General features: G+C 72.8%; 20 protein-coding genes and 1 pseudogene. 9 read left to right on the top strand and 12 right to left on the bottom strand.

The window, feature by feature from the left end; translation table 11 throughout:
* Positions 1-68 precede the first annotated feature (68 nt).
* Together B0E54_RS19345 and B0E54_RS19340 are read left to right on the top strand one after the other, a co-directional pair.
* Complete coding sequence (locus tag B0E54_RS19345) at positions 69-2,621, top strand: DUF4118 domain-containing protein (protein ID WP_234586661.1); 2,553 nt, start codon at positions 69-71, stop codon at positions 2,619-2,621.
* A complete protein-coding gene (locus B0E54_RS19340; RefSeq protein WP_234586659.1) occupies positions 2,618-3,298 on the top strand; it encodes a response regulator in 681 nt (226 codons plus the stop codon). Before B0E54_RS19345 ends, B0E54_RS19340 begins: the two co-directional genes overlap by 4 nt.
* A 53-nt stretch (positions 3,299-3,351) precedes the next feature.
* Here the strand turns inward: B0E54_RS19340 and B0E54_RS19335 are convergent, their stop codons facing one another.
* Positions 3,352-3,984, bottom strand: coding sequence for an SDR family oxidoreductase (locus tag B0E54_RS19335; RefSeq protein ID WP_305076139.1), 633 nt, complete (start codon positions 3,982-3,984; stop codon positions 3,352-3,354).
* A gap of 52 nt (positions 3,985-4,036) precedes the next feature.
* Positions 4,037-4,315 (bottom strand): annotated as a pseudogene (locus tag B0E54_RS32630) (SDR family NAD(P)-dependent oxidoreductase); the annotation flags it as partial.
* 152 nt (positions 4,316-4,467) lie between these two features.
* Between B0E54_RS32630 and B0E54_RS19330 the strand changes: the two are divergent.
* On the top strand, positions 4,468-5,223 hold the full coding sequence (locus tag B0E54_RS19330) for a dienelactone hydrolase family protein (protein ID WP_234586657.1): 756 nt from the start codon (positions 4,468-4,470) through the stop codon (positions 5,221-5,223).
* 24 nt (positions 5,224-5,247) lie between these two features.
* Here B0E54_RS19330 and B0E54_RS19325 read toward each other — a convergent pair whose 3' ends face one another.
* The 9 genes from B0E54_RS19325 to B0E54_RS19285 all read right to left on the bottom strand — a co-directional run bounded on the left by B0E54_RS19325 (position 5,248) and on the right by B0E54_RS19285 (position 12,943).
* A complete protein-coding gene (locus B0E54_RS19325; RefSeq protein WP_234586654.1) occupies positions 5,248-5,766 on the bottom strand; it encodes a DUF421 domain-containing protein in 519 nt (172 codons plus the stop codon).
* A 33-nt stretch (positions 5,767-5,799) separates the two neighbouring features.
* Positions 5,800-6,906, bottom strand: coding sequence for a major royal jelly family protein (locus B0E54_RS19320; RefSeq protein WP_234586676.1), 1,107 nt, complete (start codon positions 6,904-6,906; stop codon positions 5,800-5,802).
* A 100-nt stretch (positions 6,907-7,006) separates the two neighbouring features.
* On the bottom strand, positions 7,007-7,888 hold the full coding sequence (locus B0E54_RS19315) for an SMP-30/gluconolactonase/LRE family protein (protein WP_234586652.1): 882 nt from the start codon (positions 7,886-7,888) through the stop codon (positions 7,007-7,009).
* A gap of 21 nt (positions 7,889-7,909) precedes the next feature.
* Positions 7,910-8,851: a sugar kinase gene (locus B0E54_RS19310; RefSeq protein WP_234586650.1), complete on the bottom strand. Its 942-nt coding sequence runs from the start codon at positions 8,849-8,851 to the stop codon at positions 7,910-7,912.
* Complete coding sequence (locus B0E54_RS19305) at positions 8,848-9,468, bottom strand: bifunctional 4-hydroxy-2-oxoglutarate aldolase/2-dehydro-3-deoxy-phosphogluconate aldolase (protein WP_234586648.1); 621 nt, start codon at positions 9,466-9,468, stop codon at positions 8,848-8,850. The genes B0E54_RS19310 and B0E54_RS19305 overlap by 4 nt, the downstream gene beginning before the upstream one ends.
* An 11-nt stretch (positions 9,469-9,479) precedes the next feature.
* The gene (locus tag B0E54_RS19300; protein ID WP_234586644.1) at positions 9,480-10,313 is read right to left on the bottom strand and encodes a hypothetical protein; all 834 of its coding nucleotides are present in this window, start codon (positions 10,311-10,313) and stop codon (positions 9,480-9,482) included.
* The gene (dgoD, locus tag B0E54_RS19295) at positions 10,307-11,452 is read right to left on the bottom strand and encodes a galactonate dehydratase (RefSeq protein WP_234586642.1); all 1,146 of its coding nucleotides are present in this window, start codon (positions 11,450-11,452) and stop codon (positions 10,307-10,309) included. Before dgoD ends, B0E54_RS19300 begins: the two co-directional genes overlap by 7 nt.
* On the bottom strand, positions 11,449-12,159 hold the full coding sequence (locus B0E54_RS19290; RefSeq protein ID WP_234586640.1) for a FadR/GntR family transcriptional regulator: 711 nt from the start codon (positions 12,157-12,159) through the stop codon (positions 11,449-11,451). Before B0E54_RS19290 ends, dgoD begins: the two co-directional genes overlap by 4 nt.
* Positions 12,160-12,196: 37 nt before the next feature.
* Entirely contained in the window at positions 12,197-12,943 is a 747-nt protein-coding gene (locus tag B0E54_RS19285; RefSeq protein WP_234586637.1) for an SDR family NAD(P)-dependent oxidoreductase, read from the bottom strand.
* Between the two features lie 159 nt (positions 12,944-13,102).
* Here B0E54_RS19285 and B0E54_RS19280 point away from each other — a divergent pair, with 159 nt between their 5' ends.
* The 6 genes from B0E54_RS19280 to B0E54_RS19255 all read left to right on the top strand — a co-directional run bounded on the left by B0E54_RS19280 (position 13,103) and on the right by B0E54_RS19255 (position 21,123).
* Positions 13,103-14,398: an extracellular solute-binding protein gene (locus B0E54_RS19280; protein WP_234586635.1), complete on the top strand. Its 1,296-nt coding sequence runs from the start codon at positions 13,103-13,105 to the stop codon at positions 14,396-14,398.
* A 1-nt stretch (position 14,399) separates the two neighbouring features.
* The gene (locus B0E54_RS19275) at positions 14,400-15,317 is read left to right on the top strand and encodes a carbohydrate ABC transporter permease (protein ID WP_234586633.1); all 918 of its coding nucleotides are present in this window, start codon (positions 14,400-14,402) and stop codon (positions 15,315-15,317) included.
* Positions 15,317-16,138 carry a carbohydrate ABC transporter permease gene (locus B0E54_RS19270; RefSeq protein ID WP_234586631.1) on the top strand — a complete coding sequence of 274 codons (822 nt, stop codon included), beginning with the start codon at positions 15,317-15,319 and terminating at the stop codon, positions 16,136-16,138. The genes B0E54_RS19275 and B0E54_RS19270 overlap by 1 nt, the downstream gene beginning before the upstream one ends.
* Complete coding sequence (locus tag B0E54_RS19265; protein ID WP_234586629.1) at positions 16,135-18,222, top strand: alpha-galactosidase; 2,088 nt, start codon at positions 16,135-16,137, stop codon at positions 18,220-18,222. Before B0E54_RS19270 ends, B0E54_RS19265 begins: the two co-directional genes overlap by 4 nt.
* Positions 18,223-18,268: 46 nt before the next feature.
* The gene (locus B0E54_RS19260; RefSeq protein ID WP_234586627.1) at positions 18,269-20,527 is read left to right on the top strand and encodes a glycoside hydrolase family 27 protein; all 2,259 of its coding nucleotides are present in this window, start codon (positions 18,269-18,271) and stop codon (positions 20,525-20,527) included.
* 65 nt (positions 20,528-20,592) lie between these two features.
* A complete protein-coding gene (locus tag B0E54_RS19255; protein ID WP_234586625.1) occupies positions 20,593-21,123 on the top strand; it encodes a GNAT family N-acetyltransferase in 531 nt (176 codons plus the stop codon).
* Between the two features lie 34 nt (positions 21,124-21,157).
* On the opposite strand, the gene B0E54_RS19250 is transcribed toward B0E54_RS19255, so the two are convergent.
* Positions 21,158-21,637: a helix-turn-helix domain-containing protein gene (locus B0E54_RS19250; protein WP_234586622.1), complete on the bottom strand. Its 480-nt coding sequence runs from the start codon at positions 21,635-21,637 to the stop codon at positions 21,158-21,160.
* Positions 21,638-21,702: the final 65 nt, after the last annotated feature.

Here is a 21,702-nt window from a genome sequence, read left to right as displayed (position 1 = left end):
CGCACGGACGGGGCCGCGCCGACCGGGCGCGGCCCCGCCCGCCGATCTGACCAGGGAGGATGGTTCCCGTGCCACGCGGAGAACTGCGCATCTATCTCGGGGCCGCTCCCGGCGTCGGCAAGACGTACGCCATGTTGGAGGAGGCCCAGCGGCGGGCCGCGCGGGGCTCCGACGTGGTGATCGGCTTCGTGGAGACCCACGGCCGTCAGCACACCGCCGCGATGCTCGGCGACCTGGAGCAGGTGCCCCGCCGTGCGATGACCTACCGGGGCGCCGAGTTCACCGAGATGGACGTGGACGGCGTCCTGGCCCGCCGGCCGGAGATCGCCGTGGTCGACGAGCTGGCGCACACCAACGTGCCCGGTTCCCGGCACGACAAGCGCTGGCAGGACGTCCAGGAGCTGCTTGACGCGGGGATCGACGTGCTGTCCACGGTGAACGTGCAGCACCTGGAGTCGGTCAACGACGTCGTCGCGCAGATCACCGGCACCACCCAGCGGGAGACCGTGCCGGACGAGATCGTCCGCGCCGCCGAGCAGGTCGAGCTCGTCGACATGACCCCGGAGGCGCTGCGCCGCCGGATGGCGCACGGCAACATCTACCGCCCCGACAAGATCGACGCGGCGCTCGGCAACTACTTCCGGGTCGGCAACCTCACCGCCCTGCGTGAGCTGGCGCTGCTCTGGCTGGCCGACAAGGTCGACGAGCAGCTCGACAGGTACCGCAGCCAGCAGGGCATCGCCGCCACCTGGGAGGCCCGCGAACGCGTCGTGGTGGCACTGACCGGCGGTCCGGAGGGCGAGACGCTGATCCGCCGGGCGGCCCGGGTCGCGGCCCGCAGCAAGGGCGCCGACCTGCTCGCCGTGCACGTGGCCCGCAGCGACGGTCTGGCCGGCGCCGATCCCGCCCAACTGGCCCGCCAGCGGGTGCTCGTCGAGAGCCTGGGCGGCACGTACCACCAGGTGCTCGGCACCGACGTACCGGCCGCGCTGCTCGACTTCGCCCAGGGCGTGAACGCCACCCAGCTGGTGCTCGGGGCCAGCCGGCGGGGCCGCCTCGCGCAGATCTTCGCCCGGGGCGTCGGGGTGACCACCACCGCGCTCTCCGGCTCGATCGACGTGCACCTGGTCAGCCACAAGCAGGCCGGCAAGGGACGCCGGGCGGCGGCCGTGCCGGCGGCGCTGTCCCGCCGCCGCCGGCTGCTCGGCTTCGGCCTGGCGGTGCTCGGCATGCCGCTGCTCACCCTGCTGCTCAGGACCCTGCCCGACCTGACGCTGACCAACGACATCCTGCTGTTCCTCGCCGGGGTCGTCGGGGTCGCGCTGGTCGGCGGGGTGTGGCCGGCGCTGATCGCCGCGCTCGGCGGGTCGCTGCTGCTCAACTGGTTCTTCACCCCGCCGTACCGCACGCTGACCATCGCCGAGGCCGACAACCTGCTCGCCCTGGCCGTCTTCGTCGGTGTGGCGCTCGCCGTGAGCTGGATCGTCGACGTGGCCGCCCGACGTACGCGCGAGGCCGCGCGCGCCGCCGCCGACGCGCAGACCCTCGCCGCCGTCGCCGGTGGTGTGCTGCGCGGCGAACGTCCCCTGCCCGCCCTGCTGGACCAGCTCCGGGAGACCTTCGGGCTGCGCGCGGTGAGCGTGCTGGAGCTGGCCGAGGAGGCCAGCGGCCGCCCCGACCGGGCCCGCGAGGAGCACGCCTGGTGCGTCGTGGCGAGCGTCGGCGAACAGCCCGCCTGCACACCCGACGGCGGCGAGACCGCGGTACCCGTCGACGACCGGATCACCGTCGTGCTCAGCGGCCGGCGTCTGGAGGCCGCCGACCGGCGGATCGTGGAGGCGTTCGCCGCCCAGGCCGCCGTCGCGCTGCGCCAGGAACGGCTCGCCGAGGAGGCCGCCACCGCCCGGCCCCTCGCCGCCGCCGACCGGATGCGCACCGCGCTGCTCGCCGCGGTCAGCCACGACCTGCGTACGCCACTGGCCTCGGCGAAGGCGGCCGTGACCAGCCTGCGCAGCCACGACATCGAGTTCGACGAGGCCGACCGCGAGGAGTTGCTGGAGACCGCCGAGGAGTCGCTGGACCGGCTCGCCCGGCTGGTCGGCAACCTGCTGGACATGAGCCGCCTCCAGGCCGGTGTGCTCGGCATCTCCGCGACCGCGATCGGTCTGGAGGACGCCGTACCCCTGGCGTTGGACGAACTTGGCCCGACGGCCGCGACCGTCGCCACGGACATCCCCGCCGACCTGCCCGCGGCCACCGCCGACCCGGGCCTGTTGGAACGGGTGCTGGTCAACGTCATCGCCAACGCGCTGCGCTACAGCCCGCCCGACCAGCCGCCCACAGTCACCGCGAGCGCGCACGCAGGCCAGGTGGAGCTACGGGTCATCGACCGGGGGCCGGGCATTCCGGAGGACCAGTGGGAGCACGTCTTCCTGCCGTTCCAACGCCTCGGCGACCGGGACAACCAGACCGGCGTCGGCCTCGGGCTCGCCCTGTCCCGGGGGTTGGCCGAGGCGATGGGTGGCAGCATCACCCCGGAGACCACGCCCGGCGGTGGGCTCACCATGGTGCTGCGGCTGCCCGCCGCCGCGCAGAGCAGCCCGGAGGAGCCGCAGGAATGACCCGCATCCTGGTCGTCGACGACGAACCGCAGATCCTGCGGGCCCTGCGGATCAACCTGCGCGCCCGCCGGTACGACGTGGACGTCGCCGCGACCGGGGCCGCCGCGTTGAAGGCCGCCGCCAGCCACCCGCCCGACCTGGTGGTCCTGGACCTCGGCCTGCCCGACATCGACGGCGTGGAGGTGATCCGCGGCCTGCGCGGCTGGACCGCCGTGCCGATCATCGTGCTCTCCGGCCGGGCCGGCAGCGAGGACAAGGTCGCCGCGCTCGACGCGGGCGCGGACGACTACGTCACCAAGCCGTTCGGGGTGGAGGAGTTGCTGGCCCGTATCCGCGCGGTGACCCGCCGGCTCGGCGGCCCCACCGAGGCCGTGCCTGCGCTGCGGATCGGCCGGCACACCGTCGACCTGGCCGACCACCGCGTCTGGCGTGACGACGACACCGAGGTCAAGCTGACCCCGACGCAGTGGAGCGTGCTGGAGAAGCTGCTGCGCCACCCCGGCAAGCTGGTCAGCCAACGTCAGCTCCTGCAGGAGGTGTGGGGGCCCGAATACCAGAACGAGACCAACTACCTGCGGCAGTACCTGGCACAGCTGCGACGCAAGCTGGAGGACGACCCCGCCCGCCCCCGCCACCTCATCACCGAGCCGGGGATGGGCTACCGCTACCGCCCCTGACCCGTTGAAGAATTTCTGTCAGCAGCGGCAGTCGGCCTGAGGGGACGACCGGTTCAGTCGCCGGAGAACGCGACCCCCACCAGCTGCTCGGAGACGGCCCAGAGGCGGGCCGCGTCCTGCGTGCTGCGCGCCGAGCGGTAGACGGCCAACTCGGTCGGCGCCCCGGTGAACTGCCCCAGGCCGTCCGGGCCGTAGAACCGGCCGCCCTGCGCCTGCGGACTGGTCGCCGCGTAGAGGGCGGGCCGCAGCCCCGCGTCCACCGAGTGCACCAGGAGACCCCAACGGTTCAACCGCTTCATCACGGCGTGGTGCGGTGAGGGCCTGCTGCGGCCCAGGTTGGGGCCGGACGCGTACAGGTTGGTCATGGTGGTGCCGGGGTGGGCGACGTTGCTGACGATGCCCCAGCCGCCGGCTCGACCGCGACGGTCGAGTTCCAGCCCGAAGTGCAGCGCGGCCAGCTTGGAGGCGTTGTACGAGCGGACCGCGCCGTAACGGTGGGTGCTCTGCAGGTCGTCCCAGTCCAGGCGACCGGAGCGGGCGGCGCTGCTCGACATGGTGGTGACCCGGGCCCGCCCGGCCGTCAGCAGCGGCATGAGCCGCCCGGTCAACGCGAAGTGGCCGAGATGATTGGTGCCGAACTGCAGCTCGAAGCCGTCCGCCGTGGTGTGTCGGGTGGGCGGCGCCATGACACCCCGCGTTGTTGATCAGAATGTGGATCGGCCGCCCCTCGCCGAGCAGCGCGTCGGCCAGCGCGGCCACCGAGTCCAGTGAGGCGAGGTCCAGCTTGCGGGTCGACACGGTGGCGTCCGGCACGGCGGCCCGTACGGCCTCCAGTGCGGCGTCGCCCTTGGCCGGGTTGCGGACCGGCAGCACCACCTCCGCGCCGGCTCGGGCCAGCCGGGTGGCCAGGCCGAGGCCCAGCCCGTCACTGCCGCCGGTCACCACGGCGAGCTTCCCGGTCAGGTCCCCAACTGTCTCGTCGAGCACGACAACCTCCAGGTCGACGGTGTCCTTCATCGGTCACGCACAACCCTGGGTCGATCGTCGCCCGGCGCCCAGGGTGACCTTGTCCAGGGATCGGCGGTCCCTGGCTGGCGGACCGGTGTCGGGCACGCCGGCGTGCCGAGTAACGTTCCGAACGGACCAAGATCGGCGTACGAGGAGGCTCGATGCAGACGACGGCTGTGGACATCCCGACCGGCGACGGGATCGCGGACGCAAGCCTCACCCGCCCGGACGGGGACGGCCCGTTCCCGGCCGTGCTGCTGTTCATGGACGCCTTCGGGCCGCGGCCCCGCCTCGTGGAGATGGCCGACCGGATCGCCGAACGCGGCTACCTGGTGCTGACGCCCCACCTGTTCTACCGGGCCGGCCGGGCACCCCTGTTCGACGTGTCGCGCCTCGGGGAGGCGGAACAGCGGGCTGCGCTCTTCGAGAAGATCGTGCCGCTGGTCGGCGCGTTGACCCCCGACGTGATCGGCCGGGACACCGCCGCGTACCTCGACTTCCTGGCGGCCCGCGACGACGTCCGGCCGGGCCCGGTCGCGATCACCGGCTACTGCATGGGCGGCACCAACGCGCTGCGGGCCATCGAGGCGCACCCGGACCGGATCGCCGCGATCGCCAGCTTCCACGGCGGGTGGATCGTCACCGCCGCGCCGGACAGCCCCCACCGTGGCGTCGGCTCGATCACCGGCGAGGTGTACTTCGGCCACGCGGACGCCGACCAGTCGATGACGCCCGAGCAGATCGCCACGCTGGAGAAGGCGCTCGACGCCGCCGGGGTGCGCTACCGCTCCGAGGTGTACGCGGGCGCGCACCACGGCTACACCATGGCCGACACCCCGGCGTACGACGAGCAGGCCACCGAGCGGCACTGGGCGGCCCTGTTCGACCTGCTGGACCGCACCCTGCCGGCGAGCTGACGCAGACGTCGCGTTGCGCCCCGGTCAGCCGCGCCCGTCGAGGTCGTCGCGCGGCCGGCCGGGCGTACGCGTCGTGACGCTGAACCGGCCGTCGGGCTCCATCCGCACCTCGCGGACGTGGGCGAGATCGACGACGCCCTGCTCACGCAGCAGGGTGTGCAGCTCCTCGTTGGTGATCAGCTCGCGGCGCATGTTGGCGCGGACCACCTCCCCGTCCCGCACCAGCACCAGCGACCCGGGCCGGATCAGCCGGGCGGCGGCCTGCCAGCGGTAGGCGACGGCGTTCAGCAGGTACGACCAACCGATGATCACGCCGACCAGCAGCACCCCGTCGGTGACCGAGTCGTAGCCGCCGGACATGCCGTTCTGCGCGGCGTCCGCGAGCAGCACGATGACCAGCAGATCGGTGACGCCGGTCGTGCCGCTCTCCCGCTTGAGGATGACCCGCAGGAGGATGAACAGCGCGAGGTACATGACGCTGCCCCGGACCACGATCTCCAACAGCGGGGTGTCCGGGACGAACACCTCTTGCCAGTCGGCCACCCGGCGGCCTACCCGCCGCCCGGGCCGGCATGCCTACCCGCGGCGCAGCAGCACCGGGCCGGCGTCGATGCGGGTACGGAACAGGGCGTACGGCTTGCGTCGCAGGTCCTGGCCGCGCTGGTACTGCGGCTGCCGGTGCAGCTGGTTGGCGGTGACGTAGAGGTACCCGTCGGTGGCCACCGACATGGTGTCCGGCCAGAGCAGTCGCGGGTCGTGCACCAGCGTCTCGTACGCGCCGTCCGGCAGTCGGCGCAGCACCGCGTTGTGCTCGTACGCGGTGAGGTAGAGCCGCCCCGCGTCGTCGGTCTCCAAGCCGTCCGAGCCGCTGCTCTTGTCGCCCTCGTCGACAACGGTCGCGGCGACCGCCTCCTGGGTGGCGCTCGGGTCGGCCAGCGCCTCGGTGGAGACGCTGTGCAGGCGCCGGGACGCCAACGGGCAGTAGTAGAGCCGGGTGCCGTCGGCGGAGATGGCGATGCCGTCGGAGCCCATGCCCACCGGCTTCGGCGGCCCGTCGGCCGGCCGCTCCAGGAACGGCCGGCCCTCGACCACCGGGCGGAACGACGTCAGCGGCTCGGCCTTGGTGGACGGGTGGTCGTGCAGCCTCCGCCAGGAGGCCCCGCTGGCCAGGTCCACCACGATGATCCCGTTCGGCCCGGCGAACGCGGAGTCGGTGATGTAGGCGACCCCCGCCTCGCCCCGGCGCAGGTCGAAGCGGACGTCGTTGAGGTACGTCGTCGGCAGCGCCACGTCCGCCGGGAAGGTGATCACCTGGGCGACCGTGTCGGTGTCCAGGTCGATCCGGACCAGCTTCGGCCCGCCCGGCTTGGTCGGCTGCAACATCGGGCTGCCGGTGTCCAGCACCCAGAGCCGGTCGGCCGGGTCCACCACGATGCTCTGCACCGAGACGAACGCGCCCGCGTCGTCGTCGCCGGACGGGTCGTTCCACGCCTGGTCGGGGTAGGGCGCCTCCCGGCCGTCGCGCAGCTCGACGACGGTGGCCGGCACCTCGTCACCCCACTTCGGGAAGTTGACGAAGATCCGACCCCGGTGCGAGACGCTCACCCCGGTCGGCATCGGGCCGGTGAACGTGTGCACCAGCTCCAGCTCGCCGAGCGGCTCGTCGCCGACCGGCCCGTTCATGACGTCCACCCAGCGCTGCTCATCGGCTCGCTCCCCACCCGTCGGCTGTTACCGCACTCGGGTGCGGTTCTTCCCGCCCGGGCGTCCGATATGCCTCCGATCAGCTCACTGGTGCGCCGGCTCTCGCGGCGGGCAGACCGGGGACCTCGACGTCCACCGCGAGCAGCGCGCCGTCCTGCGGGCCCGCCGCGTCCAGCCCCACCCGGGCGGTGCCGATGAAGAGTCGCCGCAGGTCGGGGCCGCCCAGGCAGATGCCGGCCGGCTGCCGGGCCGGCAGTCGGATCTCCGTGTCGAGGGTGCCGTCGGGCCGGTAGCGGCGTACCGCCGAGCCGCCCCACAGCGCGATCCAGAGGTGGCCGGCCGCGTCGAGCGTCATGCCGTCCGGGCCGCCGTCGGCGGAGGACAGCCGCAGGAACGGCTCCCGCCCGTGCAGGGCACCGGTGGCCGGGTCGACGGTGAACCTGTCGATCTCGCCGCGTGGGGTGTCGGCCAGGTACATGGTGGTGCCGGCCGCGTCGAACGCCGGCCCGTTCGGGATGGTCAGCCCGGTCACCGCGGGGACCGGCGCGGCGCCCGGGGTGAGGCGGAACAACGTGCCACCGCCGGGCACCATCGCGTACGACATGCTCCCGGCCCAGAAGCGGCCGTGCGGGTCGGCGACCGCGTCGTTCATCCGGGTCGGCTCGGGCGCGTCGTCCACCAGCTCGGCCACCGGTCGGGGGTCGCCGCTGGCGGGCAGCACCGTGACGCCGGTCCCGGCGGCGACCAGCCATTCGCCAGGTCGGTCGACAACCGGGGCGACCGCGCCGAGCGGCACGTCGAGGCGGCGCAGCTCCCGCAGCGGGGTCGGAGCGTCGCCGTCGGTCTCCAACAGTCGTCCGGCCAGCAGGTCGACCAGGACCAGCCGGTCGTCGACCCAGCGCAGGCCCTCACCCAACTCCAACCGGTCGGTGCTCCAGACGGTCGGCTCGGTCAGCTCCATGGTGCTCCTTTACGGGGATCGTCAGCGGACCGTACCGCCGGGGCCGTGGTCGAGCAGCCCCAGCTCGGCCCGGTCGGGCAGGCCCTCCCAGTCGCCCCGGGTGGCGACCGCGAACGCGCCGGTGGTGACCGCCCGGTCCAGCCGGGCCGAGGCGTCCGCGCCGTCCAGCCAACCGGAGAGCAGGCCCGCCACGAAGGCGTCGCCCGCGCCGACGGTGTCCACCACCGGCACCGTCCGGGCCGGCCGGTGGATCGAGCCGGTCGCGCGGTGGCTTGTCGCTCCGTCGCCGCCGTGCTTGACGACGACCTCGCTGACGCCGGCCGAGAGTAGCGCCGGGACCGGGTCGGGCGCGTCGGTCAGCACCGGCAGTTCGTCGTCGGAGGCGACGACCAGGTCGATCGAGGGCAGTAGCTGTCGCAGCGCCGCCGCGGCCTCCCCTGTGGACCAGAGCCGGCTGCGATGGTTGACGTCCAGGCAGACGGTGCTGCCCGCCTCGCGCGCCAGACGTACGGCCGCCACCACCGCCTGGTACGGCCCGGCGCCCAGCGCGCAGGTGATGCCGGTGACGTGCAGCAGCCGGGGCGGCGGCCCCGGCGCGTCGAAGGCGCGTGTGACGTCGGCGGGGCCCAACCGGGAGCCGGCCGAGCCGGCGCGGTGGTAGGTGACCCGGTTGATGTCGGCGACCCGGTTCTCGAAGAGGATCAGCCCGGTCGGCGCGGCCGGGTCGACGCGGGACCAGGTCAGGTCGACGCCCTCGGCGCGCAGCGTCCGGCGGACCAGCTCGCCCGGTTCGTCGGCGCCGGTGACACCGATCCAGGCGGCTCGGTGACCGAGCCGGGCCAGCCCGATGGCCACCGTCGACTCACTCCCGGCGACGGAGATCCCGGCGGTGCCGCCCAGCCGCAGCGGACCGGTGGTGCGAAAGGCCGCCATCGTCTCGCCGAGCGTGAGCAGGTCGGTCATTGCCGTACCGCCGCGAGGAAGGTGGCGGCGCGCTCACGCAGCGCCGCCTGGTCACCGCCGCGGACGGCGTCGCCGAGCAGCGGCGAGCCGACGCCGACCGCCACGGCCCCCCGGTCGAGGTAGCGTCGCGCGCCGTCCGCGTCGACCCCACCGACCGGCACGAACGCGGTGCCGGGGAAGGGGTCGCGCAGCGCGCCCAGGTAGTCGGGCCCACCGAGGGACGCCGGGAAGAGCTTGACGGCTGTGGCGCCGGCGCTGTCGGCCTGCACGACCTCGGTGGGGGTGAGCGCCCCGGCGAGCACCGGCAGCCCGAGTCGGGCGGCCTCGGTGACGCTCGGTGCCACCGCAGGGGTGACGAGGAAGCCGGCGCCGGCCTCGACGGCCGCCCGGGCGTCGTCCGCGCTGAGCACGGTGCCCGCGCCCAGGCCGAAGTCGGGCCCGAGGGCGGCCCGCGCGCGTCGGATGATGCCGAGCGCGTCGGCGCTGGTCAGCGAGACCTCGACCAGGGCGACGCCGCTCTCGGCCAGGGTGAGCACGGCGGTCAGCGCCGCGGCCGGGTCCGGGCCGCGCACGATGGCCAGCAACCGGTGGGTACGCAGCTCGTCGAGCAGGTTCATCGCTAATGTCCTCAGTGGATGCGGTGGGCGGAGATGGTGAGTCGCCAGGCGACCTCGCCAGCGGGTGGGACGACCGCCGTGTCGGCCGGACCGGCGTCGGCCAGGTTCAAGGCGCTGCCGAGCATCGGCTCGACGCCGATGCTGCGGTAGGGGCAGTCCTGCGGCCAGCCGCCCAGGTTGCGCCAGAGCGCGGTGCTGCGGGGCTGGCCGTCGCACTCCAGCTCCATCCTCAGCCGGTCGTCGTCGTCGATCACCTGGACCCGTGGGCAGTCGAGCAGCACCGCGCCGACGGCCGTGCCGTCGTCCGCGCCGAAGGTGTCCAGCGTCAGGCCGGCGGGGGAGGGCCACGGCCCGGTGAGCCACGGGGCGTCGGTGGGCCAGGTGCCCGGCGGCAGGAGTGCGGCGGCCTCCGGGTGCAGCCGGGTGGGCGTGCCGGCGGGCGCGTCGAGGTAGGCGTCGGGGGAGAGGCCGAGCAGGGCGTGCGCGGCCCACACGAAGCGGTAACCGGGGTCGGCGGTCAGGCGGTAGTCGGCCACCACCACGCCACCGTCGTCGGTGAGCCGCCGGCTCAGCGTGAACGTCGGCCGCTCGATGACCACGGTGTCGGGGCCGACGGTTCGCCACGGGCGGGACCAGACCTCGCCGTGGTCGGGCTCGCCGCGCACGGTGGGCAGGCACTCCTCCAGCCCGCCGGCGTCGACGAACGCGTCGTCGGGGCGGACCTCATGGCGGCCCGGCTCCGGGCCCCGCCACAGCCACTGCCGGTCGCCGCCACGCAGGCTGGTCCACCGGCCGCCGTGCGCGGCGTCGTACTCCACGCGCAGCGGGACCGGCCGGGTCACCATTCCGCGAACGATCCGTCGGCGTGCTGCCAGACCGGGTTGCGCCAGGTGTGCGGGGTCTGCGCGGCCTTGCGGACCGCCGCCTCGTCCACGGTGATGCCCAGGCCGGGCCGGTCGAATCGGGCGATGTGCCCGTCGACGAACCGGAACGGCTCCCGGTCGACGAGGTAGTCCAGCAGCTCGGAACCCACGTTGTAGTGGATGCCGATGCTCTGCTCCTGGATGAGGAAGTTCGGTGTCGCGAAGGCCACCTGGAGGCTGGCCGCCAGCGAGATCGGACCGAGCGGACAGTGCGGGGCGAGCAGCGCGCCGTACGTCTCGGCCAGCGCGGCGATCCGGCGGACCTCGGAGATCCCACCGGCGTGCGACAGGTCCGGCTGGACCACGGCGACCCCGGCCTGCAACGGGGTGAGGAACTCGGATCGGCCGTAGAGGCGTTCACCGGTGGCCACCGGGATCGGCGTGCCGGCCACGATGTCGCGCAGGTGGTGGGCCTGGTCGGGCAGGACCGGCTCCTCCACGAACAGCGGGCGCAGGGGGGCCAGTTCGGGCAGGACGCGACGTACGGCGGCCATCCCGGCGCGGCCGTGGAAGTCGAGCGCGATGTCCCGGTCCGGGCCGAGCACCTCCCGGGCGGCGGCGACCCGGTTGACGATCGCGTCGACCTCGGCGGAGGTGGGGATGGCCGAGAGCCGCCCGCAGGCGTTCATCTTGACCCCGGTGAGGCCGGCGGCGACCTGCGCGGCGGCATGGTCGGCGACCTCGTCGGGCTCGTCCCCGCCGATCCAGGAGTAGATCCGCACCTTCTCCCGGACGGGGCCGCCGAGCAGGGCGTGCACCGGAGCGCCGTACGCCTGCCCGGCGATGTCCCACAGTGCCTGGTCGAGGCCGGCGACCGCGCTGGAGAGGATCGGGCCGCCCCGGTAGAAGCCACCCTTGGTGAGCACCTGCCAGTGCTGCTCGATGCGCAGCGGATCCGCACCGATCAGGTATTCGGAGAGCACCTCGACCGCGCTGCGCACCACCTCGGCGCGGCCCTCGACGACGGGTTCACCCCAGCCGACGAGCCCGTCGTCGGTCTCCACCCGGCAGAACAACCACCGTGGCGCGACCAGGAACGTCTCGATCCGCTCGATCTTCACTGACTGCCCCTTCGTCCCCGTGCCTTCTCGACGTCGCGGACGGCCTTGTCCAGCAACTCACGCATGGCGGTCTCGGCCGCCGACTCGTCCCGCTCGCGCAGCGCGTCGACCACGGCACGGTGACTCGGCACCGGGTCGTCGTGCGCGGCGCCGCCGTGCACCAGCCGGTCCCGTTCGGCGAGACCCGTCTCCATCACGACCTCCATGCGTTCCAGCAGCTCGTTGTGGGTGGCGGCGAGCAGCGCGCGGTGGAAGGCGAGGTCGGCGGCGACGGCGGCGGCGGGGTCGCCGTCGGCCTCGGCCATCTCGGTCAGCGCCTGGTCGAGGGCTGCCACGTCGTCCTCGGTCGCGCGGCTGGCGGCCAGCCGGGCGGCGGCGGGCTCGATGATGGCGCGTACCTCGTGGAGCTGGTCGAGCAACCGCTGGTCGGCGCCCTCGGCGAACTGCCAGCGGATCACGTCGCCGTCGAGCAGGTTCCAGTCCGCCCGAGGCCGGACGAAGGTGCCGCGCTTCTGTCGGGCGTCGACGATGCCCTTGGCGGAGAGGACCTTCAGCGCCTCGCGCAGCGCCGTCAGGCTGACGTCGAACTCCTCCTGGAGCGCGACGATGTTCAGGGTCGCGCCGGCGGCGATCTCGCCGGTGAGGATGCGACGGGCGATCGCCTCGACGGTCTGTCCGTGGACACCGCGGCGTGCGTACTGTGCCAATGCTCTCCTGGCCTTCTCGCTGGTCGGTATCGATCTCTCAGGCCGAGGCTTTCACCGCAGTCCATCCACCGTCCACCACGAGGCTCGCGCCGGTGACGTAGGCGGCGTCCGGCGAGGCGAGGAAGGCGACGGTCGCGGCCACCTCGTCCGGGGTGCCGAAGCGTTTCGCCACGGTCTCGGCGACGCTGCGCGCACGGTCCTCTTCGGACACGTCGGCCCAGGCGGCGGTGAGGATCGGGCCGGGCAGCACCGTGTTGACCCGCACCTGCGGGCCGTACTCGACGGCGAGCTGGCGGCCGAGCGCGACCAGGCCACCCTTGGCGGCGGCGTACGCGGGCCGGCCGGGCAACCCGACCAGCGCGTGCACCGAGGAGATCAGCACCACCGCGCCCGCGCGTTCCCGCAGGTCGTCCAGGCAGGCGCGGACGCCGAGGAACGAGCCGGTGAGGCTGACGCCGAGCTGGTGGTCCCAGGACTCCCGGCTGGTTTCGTGGGCCGGGGCGACTCGCACGGCGTAGGCGGTGCTGACGAGGATGTCGACCGGGCCGAGGTCGGCCCGCACGGCGGTCACCGCAGCTGCCCAGTCGGCCTCGTCGCTGACATCGCCCACTACGGACAGTGCGCGGTCGCCACGGGCGGCCAGTTCCTCCGCCAGCGGGGTCGGGTCGGCCACGTCGAGCAGTGCGACGGCCGCCCCCTCGCTGGCGAGCCGTCGGGCGATGGCCGCGCCGATCCCACCCATCGCACCGGTGACCAGCGCGTTCTTGCCCTCAAGCCGGCGCATAGGCTGATCCACCTGACCCTCGCCTTGGTCTCGTCTAATCATTAATTACGAAGATATCTTGACAGCCGGCGACGGCCGATGCAACCTTCTGGTCACACACATTCACCTGGCCGACACATCGCGTCGTAACGCTGCGTGTCGTAGAGGAAGGACACCACCGTGAGCGACTTCGACCCCGGTCGCCGGCGATTCCTTGGCCACCTCGGGCTCGCCGGCCTGGGTGCGCTCGGCGCGAGCTCGTTCCTCACCGCGTGCGCCAGCTCCGCCAGCGGGCCGGCGGCGGGCAACGGCTCGGGCGCGGTCACCATCCAGTCGAACCTCTCCTCGCCGCAGGCCAAGGCGGCGATGGAGAAGCTGATTGCGAACTTCAACGCGCAGGGCAAGGGCACGGCGAGCCTCAACACGATCGCCTCGGAGACCTTCCGGACCCAGCTCCCGACGTACCTCACCTCGGCGAACCCGCCGGACCTCTACACCTGGTACGCCGGTTCGGTAGCCAACGACTACGCGAGCCGCAACCTGCTGCTGGACGTCTCCGACGTCTGGAAGTCACTGGGCGACTACCCGCAGTCGCTGCGTACGCTCTCCACCGACGCCAGCGGCAAGCAGATCTTCGTGCCGATGAACAACTACTGGTGGGGCTTCTTCTACCGCAAGTCCAACTTCGCCAAGTGGGGCGTGCAGGAGCCGAAGACCTGGACCGATTTCCTGGCTCTCTGCGAGACGTTGAAGAGCAAGGGCGTCCCCCCGATCGGCATCGGTCTCGGCGACACCCCGTGGGTCGCCTCGGCCTGGTTCGACTACCTCAACATCCGCATCAACGGCGCTCAGTTCCACCGTGAGCTGCTCGCCGGCAAGCAGCGCTTCGACGACCCGAAGGTCAAGGCGGTCTTCACCCGCTGGCGCGAGGTCCTGCCCTACTTCGACCCCAAGGGCAAGGCGTACCCGTTCCAGGAGGCGACCACAGCCCTGCTGGCCGGCAAGACGGGGATGTTCCTGATCGGCACGTTCTTCGCCGACGCCGCCCCCAAGGACGCCCTCGGCGACCTGGACTTCTTCCGGTTCCCGATCATCGACCCGGCGGTCCCACTGGCCGAGGAGGCGCCGACGGACGGCTTCTTCGCCAGCGCGAAGACCGCCAACCCGACCGGCACCAGGGCCCTGCTCACCTACCTGGCCTCGACCGAGGCGCAGGAGGCGTACGTCAAGGCCAGCTCCGGCATCGTCCTGCCGGCCAACCCGAAGGCCAAGGCGTCCGACTCGCCGCTTGTGGTCAAGGGCAAGGCGATGCTCGACGAGGCCAAGGAGCTGACCCAGTTCTTCAACCGCGACTCCAGCGACGCGCTCCAGCCGACCGCGGACACCGCGCTGACCAAGTTCATCGACAAGCCGGACCGGATCGACGCGATCCTGCGGGAGTGGCAGGCCGGCGCCGAGAAGGTCTTCAAGGGCTGACGTGACAGCAACGATCTCCACGACTTCGGTCACCCCCATCCGGCGGCGGCGACGGTCGGCGCGACTGTCGCCGCTGCTGGTGGCGTTCGTCCTGGTGCCGTTCCTGGTCGAGAGCATCTGGGTGTTCTGGCCGGCGCTCCAGGGCTTCTGGTTCTCGCTCACCCGCTGGGACGGCATGTCGCCGCCCGCCTTCGTGGGCACCGACAACTACGTCGAGCTGGCCGGCGACGCCACCTTCCGGGGCGCGCTGGTCAACACGGTGATCTGGCTGGTGCTCTTCGGTGGCCTGTCCGTGCTCGGCGGCTTCGGCATGGCGCTGGTCCTGCAGAAGGAGCGGCGCGGGGTCGGCTTCTACCGGGCCGCGCTGTTCACTCCCGTGGTGTTCTCGCTGGTGGTGACCGCGCTGGTCTGGCGGGTCTTCTACCAGCCCGACGGCATCGCCGACACGCTGCTGCGGGCCGTCGGGCTGGAGAGCCTGATCCGGCCCTGGCTCGCCGACCCGCAGACCGCCCTGTACGCGGTGATCCTGCCCGCCCTGTGGCGGCAGATCGGGTACGTCATGGTGCTGTTCCTGGCCGGGCTCAAGGCCATCGACCCGGCGCTGCACGAGGCGGCCCGGATGGACGGCGCCAACTCCTGGCAGCGGCTGCGGCACGTGACAATTCCCCAGCTCAAGGGGGTCAACGCGGTGGTGCTCTCGGTCATCGTGATCGACTCGCTGCGTTCCTTCGACATCGTCTGGTCGCTCACCAAGGGCGGCCCGTACCACTCGTCGGAGCTGCTGAGCACCTACATGTACTCGACCGCGTTCCAGAGCCTGCGGCTGGGCTACGCCTCCGCGATCGCCGTCGTGATCTTCGTGCTCGCGCTGGCGGTCATCCTCGGCTACCTGGTCCGCGCGTTCCGGGAGGAAGCGTGATGAACAAGCTGCGCACCGGGGCCTTCCACACCGGCATGATCCTGCTGTCGCTGCTCTGGCTCGGGCCGGTGCTCTGGGTCGTGGTGATGTCCACCCGGTCCTTCGACGACATCGCCGCGCACGGGGTGGGCAGCCTGCCCCGGTCGTTCACCCTGGACACCTACCGGCAGGCGTGGACCGACGGCGGCGAGCTGCGGGCCCTGATCAACAGCATGGTGGTCACCGTCCCGTCGGTGCTGTTGAGCCTCGGCCTCGCGGCGATGGCCGCGTTCGCGCTGAGTCGGTTCCGGATCCCCGGCCGGCGGACGATCCTGCTGTTGATGCTCGCCGGCAACCTGCTGCCACCGCAGATCCTGCTGATCCCGGTGGCCAAGTTCAGCGAGCTGACCGGCCTGTACGACACGCTCTGGGCGCTGATCGCGGTGCAGGTCGGCTTCGGGCTCGGCTTCTACACGTTCGTCCTGCACGGGTTCATGCGCGACCTGCCGGGCGAGATCCAGGAGGCGGCCACGATCGACGGCGCCGGCACCGCGCAGATCTTCACGAAGGTGATGCTGCCGTTGACGCGGCCCGCGCTGGCAGCTCTCGGCGCGCTCTCCTTCACCTGGATCTTCAACGACCTGCTCTGGGCGATCACCGTGCTGCGTACCGACGACAACATGCCTGTCACCCCGGCGCTGCTCGGCCTCCAGGGCCAGTTCGTCTCGTCCTGGAACGTCATCGCGGCCGGCACGGTCATCGCGGCCGTCCCCACCGTCGCGGTGTTCCTGCGCTTCCAGCGGCACTTCGTGTCCGGCCTGGCGCTCGGAGCGGTCAAGTGACCGCCGCGACCGGGCAGCGCTGGACGCTGCGCGGCGCGCACACCGAGTACACGGTCGTCGTGCCCGCGCACGGCCGTTGGCTGGAGCTTGTCGCGTGGGGGCCGCACGGCGTCTCCGACGGCCCGTCGCCGGTCGCCTACGACGGCCCGGTGCCGTTCCTCACCGCCGGGGACGCCGCAGCCATCGAGTACGCCACCGACGCCGACCGCCCGTTCACGGGCGCCGACCTGGTGGTGGAGACCTCCGCCGGGGCTCGTCGGGTGGGCTTTCGCCACACCGACGCGGTGGCCGACGCCGACCAGCGGGAGCTGGCCGTCGGGTTCGCCGACCCGGTCACCGGGCTGCGCGCCACGGTGCACTACCGGGTGCCCTCCGGCACCGACGTGGTGCAGCGGTGGGTCGAGCTGAGCAACGACGGCACCAACCCGCTGCGGGTCATCCGCGCCGGGTCGGGCGGCTTCTGCGTACCCACGCCGCACGGCGCGCTGCTCAGCCACCAGTGGGGGCAGTGGGCGCAGGAGTTCCAGCTCTCCCACGTCGAGCTGGGCCACGGCACCTTCACCATCGGCAGCTCCCAGGGCGTACCCGGGCACCTGCACGTGCCCTGGCTGGCTGTGCGGGACACCGCCGAGTCGGCCGGCCCGGCCTGGGGGATGGCACTGGCCTGGACCGGGTCGTGGGAGATCAGCGCCGAGCGGGACACCGGAGGGCTGACCCGGGTGCGTGCCGGCCGCCAGCTGGTCGACGGCCCGCTGGAGCTGGCCGCCGGCGAGTCGCTGACGCTGCCGGTGGTCACCGGCGCGTACAGCCCGGACGGCCTGGACGGGCTGGCCCGGGTCTGGCACACCCACCAGCGGTTGCTCGCCGCCGACCGGCTCACCCCGCGCCCGGTGCTCTACAACTCGTGGGAGGCCACCTACTTCGCCGTCGAGGCGCAGAGCCAGTTGGCGCTCGCCCGGATCGCCGTCGAGCTGGGCGTGGAGACGTTCGTGGTGGACGACGGCTGGTTCGTCGGCCGCAACGACGACACGGCCGGGCTGGGCGACTGGACCCCCGACCCGGCGAAGTTCCCGGCCGGGTTCGACGCGTTCATCGCCGAGGTCCGGGCGCTCGGGCTGAACTTCGGGCTCTGGGTCGAGCCGGAGTGCGTCAACCCGAAGTCCGCGCTCTACGCCCAGCACCCCGACTGGGTGTACGCCGTCGACGGTCGTCCGCTCACCCCGGTCCGCAACCAGTACCTGCTCGACCTGGGCCGGCCGGAGGTCGCCGAGTTCGTGCACTCCACGGTGGACGGTCTGCTGCGCCGGTACGACATCGACTACCTGAAGTGGGACTTCAACCGTCCGCGTACCGAGCCGGGACGGCCGGGCGGGGTGGGCCCTGTCGACCTGGACGGCGCGCACGTCGCCAACCTGCACCAGATCTACGAGCGGCTGCGCCGGGACCATCCCGGCGTGCTGATCGAGGCGTGCGCCGGTGGCGGCGGGCGGACCGACCTGGCGATGGCCGCCCGGGCCGACGTCTTCTGGCCCAGCGACAACACCGGCCCACTCGACCGGCTGGCCATCCAGTACGGCTTCCTGCACGCCAACGCCCCGCACCTGCTCAGCTCCTGGGTCACCGACGCGCCCGGCCTGTTCGACCCGCGGCCGCGAACGCTGGCGTTCCGGTTCGTGCTGGCGATGGCCGGGGTGCTCGGCATCGGCGCGGACATCCGGGCGTGGACCCCCGCCGAGCGGGCCGAGGCGGGCGGCTGGATCAGGCGCTACAAGGAGATCCGGGACGTCGTCACGACCGGCGAGGTGCACCTGATCGGCGGCCCCGACCAGGCCCGCTGCGCCGTGCAGTACACCGCGCCGGACCAGCGGCGGGTGGTCGTCCTCGCCTGGCACACCGGCCGGCTCGACGGCGCCGGCCTGCTGCCGTCGCGCCCGGTGCGGCTGCCGCTGCACGGCCTCGATCCGGCGGCCCGCTATTCCGACGGCGAGCGGCACTACTCGGGCAGCCACCTCGGCGCGGTCGGCCTGCCCGTGCAGTGGAGCGCGACCCACGACGCCGGCCTCATCGTGCTGACCCGCGACTGAGCTCGGAGCACCACCACCCCCACCCCCGAGGGACAGGAGTACCTCCATGCGCCTGAACCGACAGCTGACCGCGGCCCTGGCCGTGTTCGGCCTGGGCCTGGCCAGCCCCATGCCGGCCATGGCCGGCCCACCGCAGGCCGGCTCTTCGCTCGCTACCTCTCCGCTGGCCGACCCTTCGCAGGCCGGCCGGCCGCAGGCTGGTCACGGTCCCGGTCGCCCCGGCCACACGCCGGCCAGCGCCGGGACCGAGGACCAGGGCGCACCCACGTTCTTCGACAGTGGGCTCGCCCCGACGCCCTACCAGGGCTGGAACACCTACTTCGGCCTCGGTGGCGATCCCACCGAGGCCGAAGTCAGGTCGGTCACCGACCACATGGTCAACAGCGGCCTGCGCGACGCCGGGTACACGTACGTCTGGATCGACGGGAACTGGGCCGCGCCCACCCCGCGCGACGAGGCCGGCAAACTGGTCGCCGACCCGGCCCGTTTCCCGGGCGGGATGGCCGCGCTGGCCGCGTACATCCACAGCAAGGGCATGAAGGCCGGCATCTACACCGACGCCGGGCCGTACCTGCCGGGGCAGTGTGGGCTCGGCAGCAACGGCCACTACCAGGCCGACGTCGCCCAGTTCGCCGGCTGGGGCTTCGACGCCCTCAAGGCTGACTGGCTCTGTGGCCGGGCCGCTGGTCTCGACCCGGAGGCCACGTTCCGCGAGCTGGCCGACGCGGTACGCCAGTCGCCGCGGCCGATGCTGCTCAACATCTGCAACCCGGTCAGCTCGGACTGGGGCGGCGGCCCCTACACCCCGGAGCAGCTCTCCACCTGGAGCTACACGTACGCGCCGACCATCGCCGACTCCTGGCGGACGTACACGGATGTGGGGCTCACCGACCCGACGCCGCAGTGGGCGTTCCCGTGGGTGCTGCGCAACATGGACGTCAACGCGTACCACCCGGCGGCCACCGGGCCGGGGCACTACAACGACCCGGACTACCTGCTGCCGATGCGCCCGCTGCCCGACGGCGGGTACGAGCTGAGCCTGGAGGAGTCCAAGACGCAGCTCGGCATGTGGGCCATCATGGCCGCGCCGCTGGTGATCGGCTCCGACCCGCGTGGTCTGCCGAGCGAGATGATCTCGGCGCTGACCAACCCGGAGATCGTCGCGGTGGACCAGGACCCGCTGGTCCGACAGGGCGTCAAGGTCGCCGACACCGGCACCGACGCGCAGGTGTGGAGCAAGGTGCTCACCGGGCCCGGCAAGCGGGCGGTCGCGCTGCTCAACCGGCACGACACCGCCCAGAAGATTACGGTGACCTTCGCGGATGTCGCGCTCGGCGGCGCCGTCCGGGTCCGTGACCTGTGGGCCCGCGCCGACGTGGACGCCCAGCCCGGCACCGCTGGCGTCCAGCCGTTCACCGGCTCGTACACCGTCGACGTCCCGGCGCACGGGGTGGCCATGCTGGGCCTCACCGGCACCGAGCAGGTCGCCGGCGCCAACCTCGGCGGCACCGCCAGCGCCAGCCCCGCGCTGGTGCGGGTGGACGACACGCACGCCACAGCCTTCGTCCGCGACGCGCAGGGCGCGTTGGCCGTCAACACCCGCTCCGGTACGACGTGGGGGACCGCGTGGACGTCGCTCGGCGGCCCGGTCGGTGGCCGGATCCTCGGCCAGCCGGCCGCGTACGCTTCGGCGAACGGTCGGATCGACGTGTTCGTCCGGGGCACCGACAACGCCGCCTGGCAGCGTAGTTACGTCGGCGGCGCGTGGGGGCCGTGGCAGAGCCTCGGGGGCACGCTTACCGACGGGCCGACGGTGGCGTGGACCAGCCCGACACAGTGGACGCTCGTCGTCCGTGGCGCCGACGGCAAGCTGTGGACGCGTACCCCGACCAGCGGCTGGACCGGCGTCGGCGCTCCCGACGACCGGCCGGTCTACGGCCGGCCGAGCGCTGTCGTCGACGACGCGGGCGTGCTGCACGTGGCCGTGCGCAGCCGTACCGACGAGGTGTGGTGGCGCAGCCGGACCGGCGCCACCTGGTCGGCCTGGACCAACCTCGGCGGCACCACCAGCGGCAGCCCGACGCTGCTCGCCACCTCCGGGCGGGTCTATCTGTTCGCGCTGGCCGCCGACAACCGGCTCTGGCAGCGCAACCTGACCGACGGGGCGTGGGGCGGCTGGTTCCGTCGTGGCGAGTTCGCCACCGACGCGTTCCGGGGCGCCCCGGGGGCCGCCGCGGGCGCCAACGGCAGCGCCTGGCTGGCGGTGCGCGGCGGGGACGACCGGGTGCACCAGATCGTCCTCTGATCCGACGGTGGCGGGCCGCCGACCGGCGGCCCGCCACCTCCTACGGCCACGATTACAGTTTCGCCATGGACGACACCACCCGTGGCGTACGGATCAGACGCGGTGGCCCGGCGGACGCCGCCGCCCTACTGGCCATGCTCGATTCCGCGGTGGTCTGGATGAACGCGCGGGGCAACACCGAGCAGTGGGGCACGACCCCGTTCTCGGAGAAGCCCGGCGGGGTCGAGCTGGTCGACCGGTACCTGACCGAGAACCTTCCGTACATCGCGGAACTGGACGGAACGCCTGCCGGCGCCCTGGTGTTGGACTCCGGGCCTCCTGCGCAGTCGCCGATCACGCCCGCCGAGGAGCCCGAGCGGTACGTCCGTCTCCTGGTCTCCGACCGACGATTCGCCGGCCGACACCTCGGGTCGGCCCTGCTGGCACACGCCGTGCGGGAGACCCGACGAGCCGGCGTGCGGTTGCTGCGGGTCGACTGCTGGGCGGGCGGCGGTGGCGAGTTGGTGGCCTTCTACGAACGGCACGGGTTCACCCGCACCGAGACCTTCCGCTCGGGCGACTGGCCGGGGCAGGTGCTGGCCCAACGGGTCGACTGACCGGTACCCGCTGGCCGGCGGCCTGGCCGGGGCGTCAGTCGCGGCGGATCAGGCCCGGCCCGGCGGTGATGTCGATGTCGCCGCTTCCGACCTCGTGTCCGGCTGCGCAGCGGAGCACCGCACGGACTGGCTCGCCGCAGTCGTGGTGGGTGGCGAGGATGCCAGGGCCGGCTTCGTCGGCGCTCCAGGTGTCGCCCCAGTTGCGCAGCGCGGTGATGACCGGCAGCAGTTCCTGGCCCTTGCGGGTCAGTTGGTACTCGTGGCGGGTGCGCTGCCCCGGCTCCCGGTAGGGGATCCGTTCGAGCAGACCGGCGGCGACCATCTCCTTGAGGCGGGCCGCCATGGCGGGCTCGCCGACTCCGACACGGCGGACGAAGTCGTCGAAACGGCGCGTGCCGAGCAGTGCCTCGCGCATGATCAGGATCGTCGAACGGCTGCCCACGATGTCCATCGCCCGTGCGACGGAGCAGTTCTCCATCGACCAGGATTCGCGGTCGTCCCGTAGGTCCTCCATGCCGCCCAGCCTACCTGGCTTGCGCCAAAGCTAGCCAGGTGATTCACTGGGACACTGCTGACTTT

It is taken from the genome of Micromonospora sp. MH99, assembly GCF_021442385.1.
Taxonomy (GTDB): domain Bacteria; phylum Actinomycetota; class Actinomycetes; order Mycobacteriales; family Micromonosporaceae; genus Micromonospora.
Note: the sequence above shows the minus strand (reverse complement) of the source record. Positions and strands in the feature narration are given on the sequence as shown.